Genomic DNA, 23,399 nt, shown 5'->3' with positions numbered 1-23,399 from the left:
GGAATGTTGTTATTTTAACTTAATTCTATGCTATTTTTACATTTATCGTTTACGAAAACGTTGTATTTAACAAAATTTTATATATATTTGGTTGACCAGATTGGTAAACCAATATTATAAAACTGTTTTACAAAAAAAATATTACGATATGTTACTTTTTCGAACTTTGATTCTTTCTTTTTTTTGAATATTATTTTATTGTAAATGTTAACTAAACTATCTAACCTTAATAACTAATTATGAATTTAAAAGCTAAATCGGCAATTTTTGCTATACTCTTTATGTGTATATCTGCTTTTGCCCAAGAAAACTTAATCGTAAAAGGTCAAGTAATTTCGGCAATAGACAATATGCCACTTCCTGGTGTGAATGTAACTGTAGCTGGATCAAGTAATGGAACAAGTACAGATTTTGATGGAAACTATCAAATTAAAGTAAAAAAAGGAGAAGTGCTTCATTTTTCTTTTATTGGTTTTGAAACTAAACTAATGCCAGTTGCAACTGATGCAATTTTAAATGTTTCACTATCAGAAGATGCTAATCAATTAGATGAAGTTGTTGTTGTTGCATATGGAGATCAAAAACAAAAAAATATAACAAGTGCTTTAACTAAAGTTTCTGCCAAGGACCTTAAAGATGTAGCTGTTTCTCGAGTGGAAGATGCACTTAAAGGAAAAGTAGCGGGTTTAAGAATACAAACAGTAGGTTCAGAAGCTGGTGGAGATTCTAAAATTACATTAAGAGGTCCTGGTTCTATTACCGGTTCTTCGTCACCTTTAATTGTTGTTGATGGTGTTGTTTTAGGAACAGATTCAGACATATTAGGTTCTATCGATAATAATAATATCGATTCTATTAGTGTTTTAAAGGATGCTTCTTCTGTTGCTATTTATGGGTCTCGTGGTGCAAATGGAGTGATTTTAGTAACACTTAAAAAAGGTGTTGCAGGTAAAACACAATTCTCATACAATGCATTTACAGGTGTTAGGTATTCTAATAAAAATAAAAACTTTAATACTTCTATAGCTCAAGAAAGAAGTAGATTAAATAGTTTACAAAGTACAGTTAATGGTATCTCACCGGATAGTGAAAATTATAATAGAATTATTAACGATTACAATACGGCCTATGCTGAGCTAGAAGCTATGGACTTTATAGCATCATTAGGAGGTGGTGAAACTAATTGGCAAGATGAAGTTTTTGAAGGAGGTATTGTAAGAAGCCACTCTTTGTCGGCAAGAGGTGGTTCAGAACTAACAAGTTATACTGCATCTTTAGGTTACCTTGAAGACGAAGGAATTGCTATAACAGATAACTTTAAGAAATATAATGCTAGAATAAAAGTTGATAGTAAAACAAAAAATAAAAAGATAAAATTTGGAGGAAATTTACGTGTTAATTATAATGATCAAGATAAATTACCTGCAAGATTTACAGACCCATTAAGACAATTAGGTCATATTCCATTATACTTAAATGAAGAACATTTAAAATATATTACTCAGTCAGATCCAGGAGATGCTGGATCTCAATTTGAAAACATTGGAGTAGGAAGTTATGGGTTCTCAAGAGCTTTTGATCATGTGTTTACAGTTGATCCTAATAATCCAAGAGCAATAGCTAGAGATCCTTTAACAGGACTTCCATTAGTTAGCCCTTTAACATCTGGAGGATTAACTTTATCTACCACAAAAAATGTCCATCCTTTAGTACACTTTCTTGAAAGATCTAGGGTAAAGCAAAAGTTAAGTTTAAATGCTTCTACTTATATGGATTTTAAATTAGCAAAAGGTCTTAGTTTTAGACAATCTTTTTCTGGAGTAATTAGACATAATAAAACTACTGAAAATGATTATTTATTGGGTCAAGAAAATAGAGAACAAGAATCTTATAGATTAGAAAGAAGAGATGAATTAAATCAATATGCATTTGAATCTCTACTTAAATACGATAAAGATTTTGGGAAGCATGGTTTTAATTCAATCCTTGGATTTGAATATACACGTAGGGATTTTTCTGTTCAAGAATCAGAAGCTGTTGGTTTCACAGATGATTTTAATAATAATATTGCTATTGCAGATGGTGGGACTACATTTACAAATAATGGAACAGATAAATTGGTTTCATATTTTGGAAGAGTAAATTATAACTACGACGAAAAATACCTTTTACAACTATCTGCGCGTACCGATGGTAGTACTCGATTTGGTTCAAATAGTAGATTTGGATTCTTTCCAGCTGCTTCAGTTGGTTGGTTAATGTCTAGCGAGGAGTTCTTGTCATCTAGTGATTTTGTAACATTTTTAAAATTAAGAGCTAGTTATGGTATTTCAGGTTCTAACGAAATATCAAACAACATATTTGAATCTCTATATAGATTTGAAGAAACATTTAGTACTATTGGATACAATGGACAGACAGGTGTTAAAGGTGTAACCCTAGCAAATCAAGATTTAGGATGGGAAAAATTAGTAGAGTTTAATCCAGGAATAGATGTAACTTTTGGTAGAGGTCTTTTAGGTTTATCTGTAGATTACTACACAAGAACAAGTGAAGATTTAATTCTTTTTGCACCGGTTCCTGCTAGTTATGGGACAGATAATTGGCTGCAAAATATAGGAGAAGTTAAAAATGAAGGTTTAGAGTTAGAGTTGAATAGTAGAATATTCGCTAACGAAAAATCAAGATTAAATGTATCAGGGCAATTTGCTTTAAACAGAAACACTGTTCAAGATTTAGGTAATAATCAACAAATTATTTCTAGAATAGATCAAGATACAAGGCCAACAGAGTTTATTGCAACTGTGGGACAACCAATAACTTCTTTTTATGGATGGGTTTATGAAAAAGAAATTCCATTAGAATGGGTAGATAATCCTTTTAATAGGTTTAATAACCAATATGCAGATGTTTATGTTAAAGATTTAAATAATGATGGTGTTATTGATGATGAAGATAGAACAGAGTTGGGGAGTCCTTATCCAGATTTTACTTGGGGATTCAGTGCCGATTACGGAATTAAAGATTTTGACTTTTCTTTTCAATGGGAAGGATCGCATGGAGCTGAAGTTAGAGTTGCAGATTTAGATCAATTGTATTATGCTAGTGAATCAGCTGTTAATGAAGTCGCTAATTTTCCAGATGCAGATAAAACAGTTCACAGAAGGTTTACAGATGCTCAAATACAAGACGCTTCTTATATTGCCTTAAGAAACTTGACTTTTGGTTATACACTACCAGAATCATTTATAACTAGAAATGGTCTTAATAAACTAAGATTTTATATAACAGGTGAAAATTTATTATTCTTTACAGCCAAAGATTATGAAGGATTTAATCCTGAAGCTGCTGGACAAACATCTAATAACGCTAACACTGCCTTAACATCAGGTTATCAAAGAGGAGATGGACCAATAGTGAGAACAATTTCTGCAGGAGTTAACTTTCAATTTTAATTAATTATGAAAAATATATTTAAAAATATAATAGTTTGTTTTTCTGTTATGGCTTTATTAATAAGTTGTACAGAAGAACTAGATCTTAGTAATCCTACTGCACTTTCAATAGAAGAGTTACTTCAAACAGATAACGGGTTCGAATTATTAGCAAATGGAGTTTTAGATGCTTATCAAAAGATTCCGGCTAACGAATTTTTACTAACTGAATTAAGATCAGATAATGTAAGGGCTAATACCGAAAACGGAAATTTTGCAGCAATTAATGCTTACAATGTAGATCCAAATAATGGAGACGTAGCAACGTATTACTCTAATAATATGGCTTCTATTAAACATGCAAATACAATTATAGATAATCGTTTTTTAGCTCCAGAAAATCAACAATATACAGTTGGTGAAGCTTATTTCATGAGAGGTTTATGTCATTTTAATTTGGTGAGAGCATATAAAAATGTGCCTTTTATAGATAAAGTTTTAGACATAACTAGTAATGAAGCTTTAAATTATCCTCAACTACCAGAAGCAGAGGTTTATGAGAAAATTATAGCCGATTTTAAAACATCAATAGCTTATTTAAATGGAGTGGAACAAAATAGATATCGCCCATCAGAAGGAGCAGCTATTTGTTTAGCAGCAAAAGCTTATTTAAGTCAACCTAATCCTGATTTTACAGAAGCAGAATTGTTGTTAGCTTCAGTTGTAGAAGGTAATACTTATAATTACAACTTATTATTTACTGAAAGAAGTCAAGCAGATCAATTTGAGTTTAATGCCAATCCGTTAAATCCATCAGAAGATCTTTTAACGGATGCCGAATACAATGCAAACCTAGTTATAGATTATGGTAATGTTTTTGGTAATGAAATATCTAGCGGTTATACAGACGGAGTACTTGATGGTTCTTGGTCAAATAATCCAGGGCTTGAAATTAACGATGAAGTTATTTTTTCAATAGCATACGATTTGGTTAGTAGTGATAATTATACAACTAGTGATAGTGGTTTAGACGATCAAGTAGAAACGGACTCAGAGTCTCATAGTTTTGCAATGACCTTGCAAGGGCCATCTAATGGAGTAAATATTGCTTCACTTGACTTTTTAGATTTTATGAACCCAGAGTTACAACCAGTAAGGTTTTATGCTAGTATTGATGCATTATCTTACAATCCATCTGATATTACAAATGATACTTTTAATGCTAAATTTCCTACAGATGGTGAAATTGGAGATAACGACTGGATAGTTTTAAGATATGCTGATGTATTGTTATTATATGCTGAAGCAATTTTAGGAGATAACGCTAGTACAACAGATTCAAGAGCTATTGATGCTTTTAATAAAGTTAGAGAGAGAGTAGGGCTTGATGCTATTGCTAATTTAACAAAACCATTACTATTAGCTGAAAGAAGGGTAGAGTTTGTATACGAAAACCAACGCTTATATGATTTAATAAGATTTGATCAGGTTGATGCTGTTTTAACAGAATTCTCTAATCAAAACAGTCTGTTTTATACAATAGAAAAGAAATACCTTCCTTTTCCGCAAAGAGAAATAGATAATTTACCTAATTTTTATACACAGAATCCTGGATACTAAAACCTAATAATTATGAAAAAATATTTATTTAAAATAAAATATATCGTTTTAGGTACGTTTGTGTCTTTAACAGCTTGCGTAAGTGATGACTTGGCCAATGTAGGAGATCTTGAAGACATTACAGGTCCTACGCCTTTTTATAACGTAACCGATGTTACTCGTTCGGAGTTTGATTGTAATGACGTTGAACTATGGGCTGATTATGATTTTAATTTTCTTGCGGGTTCAAATTTAGCAGTAAATGGTACAGATTATCAATGGTCAATTACACCATCTGATGGAGTAGATTTAATCAACAAAAACTTACCTATTTTAGAACAATTAATAGAGGCAGAGTTAGCGACTATTGTTGCAATTGAAAAAGAAATATCTAAATTAGAATTTAAAATACCTTGCGAGGCTGATCCAGCTAGAGTTATAGTATTACAAGCTCAAATTGTTGATTTAGAAAATCAATTAGTTATTGCAGAAGAAGCACTTACAGATGAAACATTGGAAAATGTTTCTAATTTAGAAAATCAAATTTCTGTGTTAGAGCCAGCAACCTTACAAGATAGAGAGATAATTTTTTCTTTTCCTAATCCAGGCGAGTATACAGTTGGTTTAACAGTAACAGATAATCTTGGAAAATTAAATTATACAGAAAAAATAATTACAGTTAATCAAGCTGTACCAACAATTCCAGTACCTGAAATTTCTGAGCCTAGTTTTGAAGATAATAGCTTGTTTGATGGAACAGGTGATGGTAGAGATTCATGGAAAGCGCCTAGTAATGCTGCATGGAGTCCATTTGGTGCGGGTACTACCGTAATTCAGATAAATACAGATAGCAATCCAATTGATGCACCTAATTTACCAGATGGTACACAGGCAGCAAAATTTCCAGGAGGTGGAGAAAGAGTTGCTTACCAAGAAATAGAAGTTACTCCAGGAGCAGAATATGTTTTGACTTATTTTACTGCCTTTGAAGAAGATAGTTTTGGAGAAATGAAGGTGTCTATATTAAAGCCAAGCACATCAACTTATGCAGAAGCACAATTAGAAGAAAATATTGTAGCTTCTAGAACAGATAGTAACGTTGGGAGAGTTGATAATGTTTTCAAAAAACATGCTATCACCTTTGAAGCTGGTGATAATGAATCAGTAATTATTTTTGCTTCAAATTCAGGAGTTGAGACTAGGCTAGATGCATTCGATATAGTAGTAAAAGAATAAAAAATTCTAAAATTTAATATTATGATTTTTAAATTAATTAAAAAATTCAGTAAAAGTATTTTCGCTATTTCTTTAGTGTTTTTTGGACTTTTCTCATGTTATGATACAGGTTACGAGGAGTTTGTTCCACCTACAGGAAATGTAAACGATATACAGCCAAATACATTATTTACAACTAGTACAAACCCTGAAGATAATTTAGCAATAGTGTTTAGAAGCTATTCTACAGATGCTGTTTCTTATTTGTGGGATTTTGGAGATGGTAATACTTCAACCGAAGAAAACCCTAATCATACCTATACCACAGGAGGATTATATAATGTAACACTAACCACAACAAGTTCTGATGGTTTAGTTGCTGAAGCATCAGAAGATGTTTCTCCAATTTTTGTTAGTTTTAATCACACCTCTGTTGATACTGAAGTAACTTTTGAAAACTTAAGTACTGGAGTGAGAGATTTAGTTTGGGATTTTGGTAATGGAGAAACTTTAGAGTGGAATTTTGAGGATACAATTCAAGATCCTAATTTTAGTCCTGTTCATGTTTATTTAACAGAAGATACTTATGTTGCAACACTTACTGCAACTAATTTTTTAGGTGTTGAGGTTTCTGTTAGCGAAAATATTGAAGGATTAGTTTTGTCCACAATACCTAACTTTACTTTTACTACTTCAAACTTGATGGTTAACTTTACAGATGCTTCAATTTTAGCAGTATCATATAGTTGGGACTTTGGAGATGGTAATACTTCTACAGATATCAATCCTACACATACTTATGCAGTGGATGGAACGTACGCTGTTACATTAACAACTACAAATGCGGCAGGTGTTTCTAATAGTATCACGCAACAAGTGCCTGTAGGAGGAATTCAGGCCACATTTAATGCGGTCTTGCAAAATGCAGATATGGAATCTTATCCTACTTCAGAAAATAATAATAATGACTTAGTTGATGCTTGGACAGTAGATCCAGATAATACTTTTAATGATGGTACAGACACACCATTTAATTTTTGGAGAAATGATGATTTAGAAGCTTGGGTTTCATCACCTGCTAATAATGGAGGTAGTGGAACAACAGATAAGCCTAGTTCTTCTGGTACAGATGCAATGTCTGCTGGTGGTACTTCGGGTAGGTCTCTTAAGTTTGATAGCTCGGGAGAAAGAGCTTATCAAGCGTTTGAAGTTGAAACAGGAGTTGAATATTCAATTTCAGCATTCCTAAAAAGCGAATTAACTCCTGTAGGAGATGTAGAGGGAACATTTTATATTTTATCAGGTGAGCCATCTAGTGATAATGATTTACCTTCATTAACATTATCTAGTCAACAAGTGATTTCAAATGCTGTAGATGGTTGGCAACAATCAACATTTAATTTTACGGCAGATGCTACTTTTAGCTTCCCTACAAGTAGAGTAGATGAGAATACAAATGATATTCTAGTATCAACAGATCAACAGTTTGTTATCTTCTATTTTGTACCTACTAATACAGTTGCTAGTAGTAATGAGGTGTTCTTAACAGATATAGTTATAACAACACTATAACATCTATAGAGTTAATTAAAACGTAACTAACTAAATTATAATAATATTGAAACACTTAAATAAGCAAATATTAAGTATTGTGTTAATGGTATTTATTACGGTAAATGTCTCTTGTCAAACACAAAAAGGAAGTGTCTCTGATTCGGAAGTTAAAGTAGAATCTAAAAAAAAGAAGAAAAGAAAAAAGAAATTTAAGCTTCCTGAAATAGATTTAACACATTGGTCTCTAACCATTCCTGAAGGAGAAAATGGTAAAGCAAAAAGTTTTAAAGGAAAAGAAGTTGTTACTAATTATGCAACAAATGAAGAGATTAAACCATACATGTATAATGATTCTACAAAGGGAGCATTAGTATTTTATTCTTATCCTAGTAAAGCAACGACTGCTAATACCAAATACTCGAGATCCGAGCTAAGAGAGCAAATGGTGCCAGGAGATAATAATGTTAATTGGACTTTTAAAGAAGGTGCTTATATGAAAGGTAAGTTAGCCATGGAAGATGTAACTAAAGATATCGATGGTAAATACCATAGAGTAATTGTAATGCAAATTCATGGAAGACTTTCAGATGAGCAGAGAGATTTAATAGGTCAAAAAGATAACAATGCGCCTCCAATATTGAAAATATATTGGGATAAAGGTAAAATTAGAGTAAAAACAAAAGTGCTAAAAAATTTAAATGCAACTCCTAAAGAAATGTTACATAAAGATTCTTGGGGAGATGATGAAGGTTTTAATTTTGAGCAAGAAGTTGGTTTTAAAAAGTTTATACTAGAAGTGAAAGTTTCTGATGGTAAAATGGTAATCGCTTTAAATAAAAATGAATTTAAAGTATATGAGAACATTCATATGAGAAAATGGGGGATTTTTGAAAACTATTTTAAAGCTGGTAATTATTTTCAATCAAGAGATGAGGGGGCTTATGCTAAAGTGAGATATTATGATTTAGAAGTTAAACATTAATACGCAAAGATCCTTTTACCAATATAATTCTTTTGTACTTTACAATTACTAATAAAATAAAGCCCTATAATTTAGGGCTTTATCTATTTAATAGCTTTTGTTTTATTTTTTTAATAAATAATTAACAATATTTAACTTTTTATTACGAAAACGTTGTATAAGACAAAAATTTGTTTATATTTGGTAAACCAATCTGGTAAACCAATTATTTTTTACACATTGATTTGGATATAAAAAAAGGACAGGTGCACACCTATCCTTTTAGTAAAATACTTCTTTGGAGGGAAGTAATTATGTTTTAGAAACATAACGATGCAAAAGTAATAAACTATTTTCAACTTCTGTATAATTATGTTTTTAAGTAAATAATAATATTAACTAACTTAAAATTAAAAATTAATTATGAATTTAAAAGCTAAGTCGGCATTATTTGCAGTACTTTTTATGTGTATTTCTGCCTTTGCGCAAGAAAATTTAACAATAAAAGGGAAAGTAGTTTCATCATTAGACAGCATGGGACTTCCAGGTGTTAATGTATTAGTGTCAGGTACAAGTAATGGTACAAGTACAGATTTTGATGGTAATTATCAAATAAGTGCTAAAGAGGGAGATTTACTTCAGTTTTCTTTTGTAGGATTTGTAACTAAATCTATTAAGGTAACTAGTGAAACTACAATAGATACTTCTTTAGAAGAAGATACTAATAAATTAGAAGAAGTTGTTGTTGTTGGATATGGTAGTCGGAAAAAAAGTGATATTACAGGAGCTGTATCTTCGGTTACCGCCGATGAGTTAAATGCTTTTCCTGTTTTAGATGCAGCACAAGCGCTTCAAGGTAGAGCAGCTGGTGTTGTTGTACAATCTAATAATGGTGGTGAGCCAGGAGCTCCTATTAATATTAAGATTAGAGGTAATACTTCTATTAGTGCTAATAGTTCTCCACTTATTGTAGTGGATGGTTTTGTTGGAGCAAGTATGCCTCAAGCAAACGATATTAAATCTTTAGAGGTTTTAAAAGATGCTTCGGCAACTGCTATATACGGTTCTAGAGGTTCTAACGGTGTTGTTTTAGTAACAACTAAAAAAGGAAAAAGCGGTAAGTTAACTGTTGAGTTAAATACAACATATGCTGTTCAGAATACTGCTAATAAATTAGATTTATTAAATGCAGATGAGTTTGCTGCTTACCAACAAGATGTTAATAATAATATTGCTATTACATCTGGCGAAGCTGCAGCGGTTTATACACAAGGTAATGCAAATACAGATTGGCAAGATTTAATTTATAATTCGGGTAGTACAGTAAATCATCAATTATCATTTTCTGGAGGATCAGAAAAAATTAATTTTTATGCTTCTGGTAACTATTTTAAACAAGATGGTATTTTAGTTAATTCTGGATTTGAGAGAACAACATTTTTATCTAATATCGATGCGCAAGTATCAGATAAATTAAAATTAGGACTTAATCTTTTTGGAAGTAGAGGTTCTAAAGATGGTGTTGCAACACAATCTGATGGGTCGGTTACTGTAGGTGGTGATGATGTTATTTCTTTAGCTATGCGTTTTGCGCCAGATAAAGGAATCTATAATGCAGACGGAACATTTACAACAAATGATGCTGTTGGTGATGAGGTAGATAATCCTTATGCAGTTGCTACACAAAGAGTAGATGAGACTGTTACAGATAATTTTAGAGCTAATTTTTATGCTAATTACGATCTTTTAGAAGGACTTACTTTTAAAACAACGTTTGGTTTAAGTACAGAGAATGATACAAGAGGAGTTTATCAACCTTCAACTTTGCAAATTACTGCAGGAGGTGTAAATGGTAGAGCTAGAGTTACAAACTCTCAAAGAACTAATCTTTTAAGTGAGAACTATTTAACATATACTAAAGAAATAGGAAAAGGTGATTTAACATTATTAGCAGGATATTCTTATCAGAAAACAAAAACAGATGTATTTGCTGCAGCTGGAACAGGTTTTATTTCTGATGCTTTTTCTTACCATGCTTTAGGTAGTGCTACAGGTTTATTACAGCCAGATTCTTATTTAAATGTAACAGAAATACAATCTCAGTTTGGTAGAGTAAATTACGATTATGATGATAAATACTTAATTACTGCTACAGTAAGAAGAGATGGAGCATCAAACTTTGCTGCTAATAATAAATATGCGATTTTTCCTTCAGGAGCTATAGGTTGGAAAATATCTAACGAAGAGTTTTTAGCAGATAGTGAAACAATCTCTAATTTAAAATTAAGAGCAAGTTATGGTGTTACAGGTAATCCATCAATTAGTCCTTATCAGTCTTTAGCTAGATTTGCAAGTATTTATGCTTCAAGTAATGGTGAAACAGAGTTTGCTATTACTCCAGAGCAACCAGCAAACAAAGATTTAAAGTGGGAATCTTCTTATCAAGCAAATTTTGGAGTTGATTTAGGATTGTTAGATAATAGAATTACACTTTCTCTAGATTATTACAACATTGATACTAAAGATTTAATTTTAGGAAACAACGGAATACCAGAATACTTTGGTTTCTTAAACGATGCTATCTTAACGAACTTAGGAGAAATTAATAACAGAGGTTTCGAAGTATCTTTAAATACAAGAAATATTACAAATGATAATTTTAGCTGGACTACAGATTTTAACTTTTCTAAGAACAAAAACGAAGTAGTAAGTTTAATAAACGATGCAGATTTATTTGGTGATGCTGCACCAAGCTATTTTAGTGTTGATGATAACTATATTTTAAGAGTGGGAGAAGAAGTAGGTCTTTTTTGGGGATATGAATATGCAGGTGTATATCAAGGAGGAACTGTACCAGAAGGTACTGCAACTTTAGCAAATGGAGTAGCAGGAGATCCATTATTTAGAGATTTAGATAATAATGGTAGTATTTCAAATGATGATAGAAAAGCGATTGGTAACCCGAATCCAGATTATACTTTTGGAATCACGAACAACTTTAGTTATAAAAATTTCGATTTAAGTATATTTTTTCAAGGTTCTCAAGGTGGTGATATCTTTAACTTAACAGACGTGCAGTTAAACAATGGTGATGCAAATACAACTAAAGATTATTACAACTCTGCTTGGACACCTACAAATACAAATACTAATACTCCTCGTGTAGGAAACAATAGTAATAGAGAGATTTCTTCTCGTTTTGTTGAAGATGGAAGTTATATAAGATTAAAAAATATTGCTATAGGATACAATCTTCCAAGCAATGTTGTAGAAAAAATAGGACTAGATAATTTAAGACTTACTTTAAGTGCACAAAACTTATTAACTATCACAGATTATTCAGGTTTAGATCCAGAAGTAAATTACTTTGGAGCTAGTGGAAGTAATAACACATCAGCAAATACAGTTCAAGGTTTTGACTTTGGAAACTATCCAACAGTAAAATCAGTGAACTTAAGCCTTAATGTGAAATTTTAATAAACAATTAAAAAACAAGAATTATGAAAGCATATAAATATTTATTCTTACTATTTGTGAGTCTAGGAATAGTAAGTTGTTCAGATTTAGAAGAAGAGCCAGTTGGTTTATTAACATCTCCTGAAGACTTTTTTCAAACAACAGACAATATACAAACAGCCGTAAATGGATCTCTTACACACGCAATTAACGAGAAGTTTTGGGGAAGAAAACTGTCTGTAGCATTAATGTTACGTTCAGATATGGTAGATCTTGCATCTAACGAAACTAGAAGAGTTGAAAATAATGAATTAACAACTCTAGCTAACAACGAAATGATTAGCGAATTTTGGTTAAAAACCTACCAAGGAATTGCAGCTGCTAATCAAGCAATCCATGGAGCAGAATCTGTAAATGTTGCTGCAGATGTTAAAAACCCAGTTACTGCACAAGCTTATTTTGCAAGAGCATTTTATTATTTTCATTTAGTAAGACAGTTTGGTGATATCCCTTACATTGATGTAGTCATTACACCAGAGAATACTGCTCAAATGTCTACTATTAGTAAAACACCAGCAGCACAAGTGTATGAGAATATTATTGCAGATTTACAGTTTGCTAAAACTTGGTTGCCAAATACACAAGCATCTAGAGCAATACCTTCTAAAGCAGCTGCGAGCTCTTACTTAGCTTTAGTTTATTTAACAATGGCTGGGACTAATGATGCAGCAAATTTTCAAAAAGCTTTCGACGAAGCACAAGATGTTATTCTTAATAAAGGAGTTTATAACTTAGATTTAGATCCAGATTTTCAAAATCTATTTAATGCCGATGTTATTGATAGTTCAATAGAACCAATTTTTGCATTAGATTATAATAATTTTGAAGCACCTAATAATGGTTATGATCAAATCGCTCCAATGACAGGTATTAGAGGTGATGATAGAAATTCAGGTGGAGGTTGGTCTGTAGCAGTTCCTTCTTTAGAAGTATATACTACTTGGAATGCACAAGATTATAGAAGAGCAGTAAGTTTAGACGACGGTGCTTCTATTGATGGTAACTTAGAACTTTATACTAACTTTACAATAAGTGGTCATCAATTTGCTAAAAACAGACCTTATATTGCAAAGTATACACGTTTCCCAGGAGCTTTTGCTCGTGGAAATGCTAGAGCAACAAGTCATAATTATTCTATGATGCGTTACGCAGAGGTGTTATTAATTGCAGCAGAAGCTGCAGTAGAAATAAACGAACCAGAATTTGCAAGAACTTATTTAAACGAAGTGAGATCTAGAGCAAGAATGGGAGGCACTACATTAAGTTCAGGAGTAGAAGTATCAGTTGCTGGTAGTGCAGAACCTGCAGACCATATAGGTACAGTTACAGCTAATGATGTGCTTGAAGAGCGTAGATTAGAGTTGGCTTTTGAAGGGAAAAGATGGTATGATATTGTTAGAAGACAATTAGGAACAACTGTATTTAGTGCTTCTGGATTAGAAGGTATAAAACCAGATTTTTCTCCAAACGATTATTTAATGCCATTACCAGCAGATGAGTTAGCAAGAAACCCTAATTTATTGCCTAACAATCCTGGTTACTAATATTAATAAATGAATTACTATTTGAATTAGTCTTATTGAGGTTTTGTCCGACCTAAAATATTATAGGTCGGCAAATCTTAATAGTTGAGTTTAATTCTAGATAGTTTTCAAACTTTATAAAAGAAAGAAGAAGATTCTTCAAGTTTATTCTAAAAGAAATGTTGTTGATTGGCAGTAACACGTTAACTGTAATTTGATTAGTCTTGATAATGTGTGCAAAACTGAGTTTTACTGATCTAGTATTAGATCAGTAAATTTTAGTAAAAAAATATAATATAGTACAATGTTTTTTAACAGATATACCCTAATTTAGCATTAGGAACTGGTTAACCAATTATTGAGTTTATGAAATTAGACATACTAACTAAAACTGAAAATTTTGATGTGCAAAAACACATTATCGCTAGCATAAGAGATTTAATTAATTTAAAGAATCTTGAGCCTGGAGATAAGCTACCTTCTGAGCGTATGCTATCCGAAAGATTTAATGTTTCAAGAGGTCTTGTTAGAGAGGCTATTCAGAAATTAGAATTTTACGGTTTGTTAGAGTCTATTCCGCAGAGTGGAACTTTTGTTGCTAATATAGGCGTAATTGCCATGAATGGTATGATCGAAGATATTCTTCGTTTAGAAGCTCCAGATTTTAAATCTTTAGTTGAAACAAGAATTCTTCTTGAACTAAAAACAGTAAGATTAGCTGCATTAAGAAGAACAGAAGATGATCTTGTACAAATGAAAGCAGCCTTAGAAGCTTTTTCTAAAAAAGTGAGAAATGGTGAGGATGCAGTACAAGAAGATTTATTATTTCATCTTGCTATTGCAAAAGCAAGTGGAAACAGTAGTATGAATACATTTATGCTAATTATTACTCCAGAAATTATAACAAATTTTGCAAAGTATCATGTTTGTGATAAAGGTGTGGCAGAAATAGGTATAGAAGAGCATAATGCCATTTTTAAAGCAATTGAGGATCAGAATCCGCAATTGGCAAAGAAAAAAATGAAAGAACATTTTAAAGAGTTATATAAATATTGTTACAATGTTTAAAATGTAAACTTCAATTAATAAAGTGCACAATTTATTAAATGAAAGTATTAAAGTAAAAAAGAAGGAGGGAAGGTAATTATGTTTAAATAAGTCGAATCAGACTTTTTTTACAACTTACTTGGAATAAAATATTCAGTTACCTTAAAATTGAGATTAAGAAAAATAGTATTAGCACCATTTTTCTTAAATTATAACATAACAAACTACTATAAATGAAATTAAAAGGATTAAGATGGTGGGTAGTAGGACTAGTTGCTTTAGCAGCAGTTGTAAACTATATCGATAGACAAGCATTTGGTGCTTTGTGGCCAGACATAGCAAATGATTTATTTCCAGATATGGATAAAGATGGGCATAAAGCTATATATGGTATTATATCAACAGTATTTATAATTTCTTACGCAGGAGGTCAAGCTCTTTTTGGTAAAATTTTCGACTGGATAGGAACTAGAATGGGTTTTGCTTTATCTATTGGAGTTTGGTCTATTGCAACAATATTTCATGCTTTTGCTCAAGGAATATTAAGTTTTTCAATTTTTAGATCAATATTGGGTATAGCTGAAGCAGGAAATTGGCCTGGAGCAGCTAAAGCTAATGCAGAATGGTTTCCTACAAAAGAGAGGGCGCTAGCTCAAGGTGTCTTTAATTCGGGTGCTGCAATAGGTGGAATAGTAGCTTATCCTGTAATAGGATTATTGTCAGCTTATTTAGAATGGAAGTCAATATTTATAGTTGTTGGTGCAATGGGTTTATTATGGTTAGTTCCATGGTTATACATTGTAAAATCAGGACCTAAAACACATCCTTGGTTGTCCGAAGACGAAAGAAAATATATTCTCTCTGGGCAAAAAAATCAAGACTTAGATGAAGACGGTGAATATGATGAGGGTTATGTACCCGACACAAAGGAACTCCTTAAGCATAAAGAAAGTTGGGGAGTAATAATAGCTTCGGCAGCACTAGATCCTATTTGGTGGTTATTTATAGTTTGGATACCACTTTATTTATCTGAAGTTTTTGGAATGGATGTTAAGCAAATAGCATTCTCTGCATGGGTACCTTATGTTGGAGCAATGATTGGAGCAATATTTGGAGGTTTACTTGCCAAGAATAGACTTACAGCTGGGTGGTCTGTAGATAAGACAAGAAAAATGACTATTACTTTAGGTTGTTTAATTATGATTCCATGTTTTTTCCTTTTAAAAGCACCAGCATCTGCTACAAGTGCCGTAATTATAATGGCTGTTTTACTTTTTGGATTTCAAGTAGCAATTGGTAACATACAAACTATGCCAAGTGATCTTTTTAGCGGTAAAATAGTTGGTACACTTTCTGGTTTTGCAGGAATGGCTGCTAAACTTGGTGCAGCAGGACTTACAGCAGTAGTAACAATAGTTACAACAGGAGGTAATTATACACCTGCATTTATAATTGGTGGAGTATTAGCAGTAATTGCATTATTGGCTGTTTGGGTTTTGTGCCCTAAAATAGAACCTTTAAAGCCGAAAACTTACTAGGTAAATCTATTAAGTTTAAAGCAAGAATTAAGAAAATTAGAATATAAAATATTACAATAAATAAAATTAATATTAGAAAGATGAGTAAAAATAGTGGAAAAGTTGCAATAGTAACTGGAGCAACGGGAGGAATTGGTTTTGAAGTAGCAAAACGATTAGGAAAAGATGGATACACGGTAATTTTAAACGGTATTGATAATGAGGCTGGAGCCGAAAAACTAAAAATGCTTACTGATGAAGGAATTACTGCTGAGTATTATGGTTTCGACGTTACAAGTGAAGAAGCGGTAACTTCTAATATCCAGGCAATAGGAAATAAGTACGGTAGAATCGATGTATTAGTAAATAATGCAGGTGGACTAGGTGGGAGATCTAGATTCGAAGAAATGACTACTGAGTTTTATAGAAAAGTAATGGCTTTAAATTTAGATTCTGTATTTTTTGCTTCTAGAGCAGCAATACCTTTTTTAAAGAACGGAGAACACCCATCAATTATTAACTATACGTCTAATGCAGGATGGACAGCAGGTGGACCTGGTGCAGGAATCTATGGTACATCTAAAGCTGGAGTTCACGCAATTACAAGAGCGTTTGCTAAAGATTTAGCTGAATATGGAATTAGAGTAAATGCAGTGTCTCCAGGTACAATAGATACTCCATTTCACGCTCAAATTAAAGCTACAAAACCAGAGGTTTTCGCTTCATGGGCAAACAATATTATGTTAGGAAGATTAGGTCAGCCAGAAGATGTTGCTGGAGTTGTTTCTTTCTTAGCAAGTAAAGATGCATCATTTATTACTGCCGAAACTATTCAAATTGGTGGAGGTCAAGCATTAGGTATCTAAGACCTAAGTTTTAGTTGGAAGCCAAATAGTTTTATTATAAATCTATTTGGCTTTATTTTTAAATGTAAATAAATTAAATTCAAGAAATGAGTAAAGTTGTCACATTTGGTGAAATTATGTTAAGACTCTCTACAGAGCGTCATTTAAGATTTTCTCAAGCAAAAACGTTTGCTGCTTCTTATGGTGGTGGAGAATTTAATGTAGCAGTATCCCTTGCTAATTATGGTATTCCTGCAGAATTTGTTACCAGATTACCTGAAAATGAGATTGGAGCTTGTGCATTAAAAGAGATGCGTAGACATAATGTAGAGTCCAAAAATGTTATTTATGGCGGAGATCGATTAGGTATATATTATCTAGAAACTGGTGCTGGTACAAGAGGTAGTAACGTGGTTTACGATAGAGCTAATAGTTCTATGGCCACTATTACAAAAGGAGCTATAGATTGGGAATCTGTTTTAAAAGAGGCAACTTGGTTTCATTGGAGTGGTATTACTCCAGCTATATCAGAGTCTGCTGCACAAGAGTGTTTAGAAGCTTTAAAAGTGGCTCATAAATTAGGAATTACTATTTCTTCAGATTTAAATTATAGATCTAAATTATGGCAATATGGTAAAGAGCCTAAAGAGGTAATGCCAGAGCTATTAAAGTACAGTAATATTATTTTAGGAGATATTGATACTGCTTTTTTTATGTTAGGAAAAGATAAGGTAAACCCTAATTATCAAGACGAGAAGTCTTTACCTTTTTTATACGATCAGCTTTTTAAATTATGTCCTAATTTAGAGACAGTTGCAACAACATTAAGGTATTCAGTAAGTGCTTCGCACCAGCGTATTGGTGGTGTTTTGTATGATGGTAAAAGTATATACAATGCAGATGTTAAAGAAGTAACTCCTGTTGTAGATAGAGTAGGTAGTGGAGATGCCTTTATGGGCGGTTTAATTTACGGACTAATAAATCATGCAACCAATAAGCAGAAGGCTTTAAATATAGCTGTAGCTGCTTGTTGTTTAAAACATACTATTTCGGGTGATTGTAATTTAATTACACTAGATGATATAGAAAAATTATTAAGTGGAGATTCTTCAGGAAAAGTTTCAAGATAAATAAAAGTAAAATGGCAAAATATTCAAGAATAGAAGTAGCAAATGTAATGCAAGAAACGGGTTTAGTTCCTTTGTTTTACGATAGTGATATAGATAATTGTAAGCAAGTTTTAAAGGCTTGTTATGCTGGTGGAGCAAGGTTAATGGAATTTACTGCTCGAGGAGATTTTGCACATGAAATATTTGGTGCTCTTAATACGTATGCTTTAAAAGAATTACCTGGTATGATTCTAGGTGTTGGTTCTGTAACAGATGCAGCTTCTGCTTCGTTATATATGGCTTTGGGAGCAAACTTTATAGTAACACCTGTTTTTAGAGAAGATATTGCAATAGTTTGTAACCGTAGAAAAGTACTATGGTCGCCAGGTTGTGGATCGCTTACAGAAATTGCTAGAGCCGAAGAATTAGGCTGCGAAATTGTGAAGTTATTTCCAGGAGGTATTTATGGACCAGATTTTATTAAAGCAATAAAAGGACCTCAACCTTGGACAAGTATTATGCCTACAGGAGGTGTTTCGCCAACTAAAGAAAATTTAGAAGGCTGGTTTTCTGCCGGAGTTACTTGCGTTGGTATTGGTTCAAAACTAATAAAAAAGAATACAGAAGGGAAATTTGATTTTAGTGCTATCGAATCACTTACAAACGAAGCTATTGAAATAATTAAAGACCTTAGGTCATGAAAGATTTAGTTTCTATAATGACATTAAAACAATTGTCTCGTATATCCGGTTTTTCGGTGTCAACTGTTTCTAAAGCGTTAAATAATAAACTTGATATTAGTAGTGATACAAGGAAATTAATTAAGGATATTGCTAAAGCAAATAATTATAGACCTAATACTTATGCCGTAGGTTTAAGAAAGAAAAAAACGCAAGCAGTAGCTGTAATAATACCACAAGTTAACAATAGCCTTTACAGTTGGTTTTTGTTTAACTTAGAAAAGCTAGCATACAGTAATGGTTATAAAATTGTGCTTTTTCAATCTCTTGAATCTCCTTCTAAAGAAAAAGAATGTATTGAGAATAGTAACGATGGTAGTGTGGATGGCGTTATTTTATTATCTAAAACGGAGCCTCTAATAGAAAACTATAACCATCCCATTGAGTTTATTAAAATAACAGAAAACCAATCTCAAGAACAATTAGAAAAATATTGTATTAATAGTTTTAATGCCTTGTTAAAAAATATCGCGTAATTTGCCTAATAAACTAATACCTACTTAAATGCTTAAAAAGGCAATTTTGTTTATGGTTTTAAGTGCAGTTGCATTTACCTTTTTAAATGTACTTGTAAAATCATTACATAATTTTAGTGTCTATCAAATTGTATTCTTTAGATCTATAGGATCTCTGTTTTTTACACTTCCGTTTTTATTAAAAAACAAAATTTCATTAAAAGGAAATCAAAAAGGACTATTGGTATTGCGTAGTATTTTCGGACTAGCATCCATGATGTTGTTTTTCTTTTCTTTAAAATATATAGCTATGGGAACCGCAGTCTCTCTTAGGTATATAGCACCTGTTTTTGCAGCATTATTTGCTGTACTCTTCCTCAAAGAAAAAATTAAATTAATACAGTGGCTCTTTTTTGCTCTTGCCTTTTCAGGTGTTTTAGTTTTAAAAGGACTGGATAACGAGTTACAAATCGAAGGTGTTGTTTTTGCTTTAATATCTGCCGTGTTTGCAGGATTGGTTTATATAACTATTAGAAAAATAGGCAACCAAGATCATCCTGTTGTAGTTGTCAATTATTTTATGATTATCTCGGCATTAATAGGCGGTGTGCTATCTATTAATAATTGGATTAACCCAACCGGAATGCAATGGTTAACTTTTTTTAGTTTAGGTGCTTTTGGGTATTTTGCTCAATTATACATGACTAAAGCAATGCAACTTGGCGAAACAAATCAAATAGCTCCTCTAAAGTATTTAGAAGTGATTTTTACAATGATAATAGGTTCATTATGGTTTAGCGAAGACTATACATTATGGAGTCTTTTAGGTATTGGTTTAATTGTTTCTGGGCTAGTGCTTAATATTGTTACTAAACGTTCAAAAAAGTAAAGAAGAAGTCGTTCTATTAAGTCATTGTTTTTATAACGTAAGCTTTCCTTCTAAAATAGATGTAAGTTCAGCATCATAGTATTTTAATATATCAGGAATATTTAAAACTGTTATTTTATAATATTTATAACCTGCATGTTTTTGAATTTGCTCAAAATGTCTTTGTTCTTATGTGAACAGATTAATAAATCATTCAAAAAGAAGAATTTAGTCTCTTTGGCTAAATAATAATTAAAAAAAACCTCAACAAATTGATTAACAATAAGTTGAGGTTTTTAATTGTGGAGTCGGAGAGAATCGAACTCTCGTCCAAACAAGTAACCAAAAGGCTTTCTACACGCTTATTCTTTTCTTAGGTTTTCGATTAAAAGCTGATTAAAGACAATCCACTTTTAACTTATCTTCTTTAGTTTCAAAAAGGCAACAAAGCACTGCCTAATCTATATTGACATTTTCGATGTCTCATCTGGAACGCCGTCAATCAAGGCTTTCCGGAGACATAAAGCTCGTACACCTTGTGTACCGAGGCTTAATCTTACTATAATTCAGATTAGGCAGCTAAAGCGTAGTTATTCTCGCCGATTAAAATTTGGTCTAGTCTTTAACGTGTTTCAATGCCATTACACGACGTGCTTACAATTTAATTAATCTCGCTGTCAAAACCAGTCGACCCCAAATATTAAATTATCTTGGCGTTACTCTACTTCGCAAAAGCTACGTAGAGTCAGGCTTTCCGTTATATCTTTTGCAAAAGCAAAAGGATGCCACTTCAATCCTTAACGCACTTACTCAAAACCTTAAAAGCATCAAGTAAAGAATGCAAAGTTATTAAGAAAGTTTGTATAAGCCTACTTTTACTACTATTTTAGTGCAAAAATTATTCCAATCACAATTATATATGAAATTCGCCATAATAAAAGAACGTAAAAACCCACCAGACAGACGCGTGGTATTCTCACCAGAAAAACTGGCAGAAGCTAGAGCACAATTCCCACAAGCAGAGTTTGTTGTTGAGTCTAGCGACATACGTGTGTTTCCAGATGAGGCCTACCAAGCACTAGGTTTTGAGGTAACAGACAACGTGTCCGATTGCGATGTTATGATAGGCGTAAAAGAAGTGCCAATAGAAAACTTAATACCAAATAAAAAATACTTTTACTTTTCGCATACCATAAAAAAGCAACCTTACAATCGTAAGTTACTTTTAGCAATGCTAGAAAGAAACATAGAAATGTACGATCATGAAACCATTGTAAAACAAAATGGAGGACGATTAATTGGTTTTGGTCGCTATGCAGGATTAGTTGGCGCATATAACGGTTTTAGAGCTTTAGGCTTAAGAGACGGTTTGTTTAATTTGCCTAAAGTAGAAACACTAGCAGATTTAGAGGCCGTTAAAGCCGAATTAGATAAAATAACTCTTCCAAACATTAAAATACTACTTACAGGAACCGGAAAAGTAGCATTAGGAGCAAAAGAGATTTTAGACCATTTAAAAATAAAAGAAGTTAGTGATGCGTTATATTTAACAACAGAATTTACAGAGCCCGTTTATGTAATGGCCGATGTAATGGAATATGCAAAACGAGCAGATGGTAAAGTAGGAGACAAGTGGGAATTCTATAAAGACCCAACAGGATACGTAAGTAACTTTATGCCATACGCAAAAGAAACCAATTTCTTTATAGCAGGACATTTTTACGGAAACAATGCACCTTATCTTTTTACAAGAGAAGACGCAAAATCTCCAGATTTTAAAATTAATTTGGTAGCAGATATTTCTTGCGATGTCGATGGACCAGTAGCATCAACATTAAAAGCATCTACAATTGCAGATCCGTTTTATGGTTACCATGTGGAAACAGAAAAAGAAGTAGCCTTTAACGCAAAAGATGCCATTACAGTTATGGCTGTAGATAATTTACCTTGCGAGTTACCAAAAGATGCTAGTGAAGGTTTTGGAGAAATGTTTTTAAAACATGTAATACCATCGTTTTTTAATAACGATAAGAACGAAATTTTAAAACGAGCTAAAATAACAACAAGCGATAGTAAATTAACACCGCGATTTACATATTTACAAGATTACGTAGACGGAGAAAAATAAATAGTACAAAAACAAATACATGCACCAAACAGCGGTAGTAACAGGAGCAGCATCAGGATTAGGATACGAGTTAATGTTGTTGTTAGTAAAAGATAACTACAATTTAGTTTTAATAGATATAGATGAGGTAAAACTAGAAGACATTAAAAACCAATTACAAAAAACAACCAGCTGTAATGTAGAAGTTATGGCTGTAGATTTAAGCAAAAGTAATAGTGCTCAAATTGTTTTTAATACCTTTAAAAACGTAGAAATAGATGTTTTAGTTAATTGTGCAGGTTTTGGTATCTATGGTTCTTTTGTAGATAATAATTGGGAGCAGGAATCTGCAATGTTAAATTTGCATATTATAACTATTACACATCTAACAAAGCTTGTTTTGCAAGGAATGAAGGATAGAGATCATGGAAAAATATTAAACGTCTCTTCTTTAGCAGCATTTCAGCCAGGACCAATGATGGCTTTATATTATGCCTCAAAATCGTATTTGCTTTCTTTTTCCGAAGCTATAGCAAACGAACTTAAAGGTACAGGAGTTTCAGTTACTGTTTTATGTCCTGGACCAACTAAAACATGTTTTCAAGAAGTAGTTTCTAGTGCTTCTTCAGAGAATAAAATAAGTTTTAATATGGCTTGTCCAAAAGCAGTTGCTGCTTATGGTTATAAAGCAATGTTAAAAGGAAAAGTAGTTGCAGTTCCAGGGAATTTTAATAAGTTTTTAGCAAACTTACCTCGTTTTTTAACTAGAAATAGAACAACCAAAATTGTTAGAAAAATTCAAGAAAAAAACAGAGAGAAAACTTCAAGTGTTGCAGATTTTGAGAATGATGTATCACTAATTAAAAAAAGTGTATAATACAGCGTAGTAAAGTATTCATAACAAATAAC

Annotated in this window: 16 protein-coding genes and 1 other RNA gene; 16 read left to right on the top strand and 1 reads right to left on the bottom strand. The window is 32.2% G+C overall.

Features of this window, described 5'->3' with window-relative positions; translation table 11 throughout:
• Window positions 1-239 precede the first annotated feature (239 nt).
• The 14 genes from ASC41_RS03375 (at window position 240) to ASC41_RS03310 (ending at window position 20,404) form a co-directional block, all read left to right on the top strand.
• Window positions 240-3,455, top strand: a complete 3,216-nt coding sequence (locus ASC41_RS03375) for a SusC/RagA family TonB-linked outer membrane protein (protein WP_055435237.1) — start codon at window positions 240-242, stop codon at window positions 3,453-3,455.
• A 6-nt stretch (window positions 3,456-3,461) separates the two neighbouring features.
• Window positions 3,462-5,054 carry a RagB/SusD family nutrient uptake outer membrane protein gene (locus ASC41_RS03370; protein WP_055435236.1) on the top strand — a complete coding sequence of 531 codons (1,593 nt, stop codon included), beginning with the start codon at window positions 3,462-3,464 and terminating at the stop codon, window positions 5,052-5,054.
• 12 nt (window positions 5,055-5,066) lie between these two features.
• The gene (locus ASC41_RS03365; protein ID WP_055435235.1) at window positions 5,067-6,269 is read left to right on the top strand and encodes a hypothetical protein; all 1,203 of its coding nucleotides are present in this window, start codon (window positions 5,067-5,069) and stop codon (window positions 6,267-6,269) included.
• A gap of 21 nt (window positions 6,270-6,290) precedes the next feature.
• Window positions 6,291-7,820, top strand: coding sequence for a PKD domain-containing protein (locus tag ASC41_RS03360; protein WP_055435234.1), 1,530 nt, complete (start codon window positions 6,291-6,293; stop codon window positions 7,818-7,820).
• 46 nt (window positions 7,821-7,866) lie between these two features.
• Window positions 7,867-8,784 carry a polysaccharide lyase family 7 protein gene (locus ASC41_RS03355; protein ID WP_055435233.1) on the top strand — a complete coding sequence of 306 codons (918 nt, stop codon included), beginning with the start codon at window positions 7,867-7,869 and terminating at the stop codon, window positions 8,782-8,784.
• Window positions 8,785-9,186: 402 nt separating this feature from the next.
• Entirely contained in the window at window positions 9,187-12,240 is a 3,054-nt protein-coding gene (locus ASC41_RS03350) for a SusC/RagA family TonB-linked outer membrane protein (RefSeq protein ID WP_055435232.1), read from the top strand.
• Window positions 12,241-12,263: 23 nt separating this feature from the next.
• Window positions 12,264-13,823, top strand: a complete 1,560-nt coding sequence (locus tag ASC41_RS03345) for a RagB/SusD family nutrient uptake outer membrane protein (protein WP_055435231.1) — start codon at window positions 12,264-12,266, stop codon at window positions 13,821-13,823.
• A gap of 345 nt (window positions 13,824-14,168) precedes the next feature.
• Window positions 14,169-14,870: a FadR/GntR family transcriptional regulator gene (locus tag ASC41_RS03340; protein ID WP_055435230.1), complete on the top strand. Its 702-nt coding sequence runs from the start codon at window positions 14,169-14,171 to the stop codon at window positions 14,868-14,870.
• Between the two features lie 212 nt (window positions 14,871-15,082).
• Entirely contained in the window at window positions 15,083-16,387 is a 1,305-nt protein-coding gene (locus ASC41_RS03335) for an MFS transporter (protein WP_055435229.1), read from the top strand.
• Window positions 16,388-16,467: 80 nt separating this feature from the next.
• Entirely contained in the window at window positions 16,468-17,232 is a 765-nt protein-coding gene (locus ASC41_RS03330; protein WP_055435228.1) for an SDR family NAD(P)-dependent oxidoreductase, read from the top strand.
• An 86-nt stretch (window positions 17,233-17,318) separates the two neighbouring features.
• The gene (locus tag ASC41_RS03325) at window positions 17,319-18,341 is read left to right on the top strand and encodes a sugar kinase (protein WP_055435227.1); all 1,023 of its coding nucleotides are present in this window, start codon (window positions 17,319-17,321) and stop codon (window positions 18,339-18,341) included.
• An 11-nt stretch (window positions 18,342-18,352) separates the two neighbouring features.
• The gene (locus ASC41_RS03320) at window positions 18,353-19,021 is read left to right on the top strand and encodes a bifunctional 4-hydroxy-2-oxoglutarate aldolase/2-dehydro-3-deoxy-phosphogluconate aldolase (RefSeq protein WP_055435226.1); all 669 of its coding nucleotides are present in this window, start codon (window positions 18,353-18,355) and stop codon (window positions 19,019-19,021) included.
• Window positions 19,018-19,536, top strand: coding sequence for a LacI family DNA-binding transcriptional regulator (locus ASC41_RS03315; protein WP_055435225.1), 519 nt, complete (start codon window positions 19,018-19,020; stop codon window positions 19,534-19,536). Before ASC41_RS03320 ends, ASC41_RS03315 begins: the two co-directional genes overlap by 4 nt.
• A 28-nt stretch (window positions 19,537-19,564) precedes the next feature.
• Window positions 19,565-20,404, top strand: coding sequence for a DMT family transporter (locus ASC41_RS03310; RefSeq protein ID WP_055435224.1), 840 nt, complete (start codon window positions 19,565-19,567; stop codon window positions 20,402-20,404).
• A gap of 279 nt (window positions 20,405-20,683) precedes the next feature.
• Here the strand turns inward: ASC41_RS03310 and ssrA are convergent.
• Window positions 20,684-21,078: a transfer-messenger RNA gene (gene ssrA / locus ASC41_RS16575) on the bottom strand.
• Window positions 21,079-21,302: 224 nt separating this feature from the next.
• Between ssrA and ASC41_RS03305 the strand changes: the two genes are divergently transcribed.
• Together ASC41_RS03305 and ASC41_RS03300 are read left to right on the top strand one after the other, a co-directional pair.
• On the top strand, window positions 21,303-22,511 hold the full coding sequence (locus ASC41_RS03305) for an NAD(P)-dependent oxidoreductase (RefSeq protein WP_055435223.1): 1,209 nt from the start codon (window positions 21,303-21,305) through the stop codon (window positions 22,509-22,511).
• Between the two features lie 19 nt (window positions 22,512-22,530).
• Window positions 22,531-23,367, top strand: coding sequence for an SDR family NAD(P)-dependent oxidoreductase (locus tag ASC41_RS03300; protein ID WP_055435222.1), 837 nt, complete (start codon window positions 22,531-22,533; stop codon window positions 23,365-23,367).
• Window positions 23,368-23,399: the final 32 nt, after the last annotated feature.

This window comes from Lacinutrix algicola, assembly GCF_001418085.1.
Lineage (GTDB): Bacteria > Bacteroidota > Bacteroidia > Flavobacteriales > Flavobacteriaceae > Lacinutrix > Lacinutrix algicola.
The sequence above is the reverse complement of the archived record's forward strand: the minus strand, read 5'-3'. Positions and strand labels throughout refer to the sequence as shown.

Coding starts and splice junctions, on each gene's coding strand:
- ASC41_RS03375 (WP_055435237.1), top strand. CDS start 240: ATGAATTTAAAAGCTAAATCGGCAATTTTTGCTATACTCTTTATGTGT.
- ASC41_RS03370 (WP_055435236.1), top strand. CDS start 3,462: ATGAAAAATATATTTAAAAATATAATAGTTTGTTTTTCTGTTATGGCT.
- ASC41_RS03365 (WP_055435235.1), top strand. CDS start 5,067: ATGAAAAAATATTTATTTAAAATAAAATATATCGTTTTAGGTACGTTT.
- ASC41_RS03360 (WP_055435234.1), top strand. CDS start 6,291: ATGATTTTTAAATTAATTAAAAAATTCAGTAAAAGTATTTTCGCTATT.
- ASC41_RS03350 (WP_055435232.1), top strand. CDS start 9,187: ATGAATTTAAAAGCTAAGTCGGCATTATTTGCAGTACTTTTTATGTGT.
- ASC41_RS03345 (WP_055435231.1), top strand. CDS start 12,264: ATGAAAGCATATAAATATTTATTCTTACTATTTGTGAGTCTAGGAATA.
- ASC41_RS03340 (WP_055435230.1), top strand. CDS start 14,169: ATGAAATTAGACATACTAACTAAAACTGAAAATTTTGATGTGCAAAAA.
- ASC41_RS03335 (WP_055435229.1), top strand. CDS start 15,083: ATGAAATTAAAAGGATTAAGATGGTGGGTAGTAGGACTAGTTGCTTTA.
- ASC41_RS03330 (WP_055435228.1), top strand. CDS start 16,468: ATGAGTAAAAATAGTGGAAAAGTTGCAATAGTAACTGGAGCAACGGGA.
- ASC41_RS03325 (WP_055435227.1), top strand. CDS start 17,319: ATGAGTAAAGTTGTCACATTTGGTGAAATTATGTTAAGACTCTCTACA.
- ASC41_RS03320 (WP_055435226.1), top strand. CDS start 18,353: ATGGCAAAATATTCAAGAATAGAAGTAGCAAATGTAATGCAAGAAACG.
- ASC41_RS03315 (WP_055435225.1), top strand. CDS start 19,018: ATGAAAGATTTAGTTTCTATAATGACATTAAAACAATTGTCTCGTATA.
- ASC41_RS03310 (WP_055435224.1), top strand. CDS start 19,565: ATGCTTAAAAAGGCAATTTTGTTTATGGTTTTAAGTGCAGTTGCATTT.
- ASC41_RS03305 (WP_055435223.1), top strand. CDS start 21,303: ATGAAATTCGCCATAATAAAAGAACGTAAAAACCCACCAGACAGACGC.
- ASC41_RS03300 (WP_055435222.1), top strand. CDS start 22,531: ATGCACCAAACAGCGGTAGTAACAGGAGCAGCATCAGGATTAGGATAC.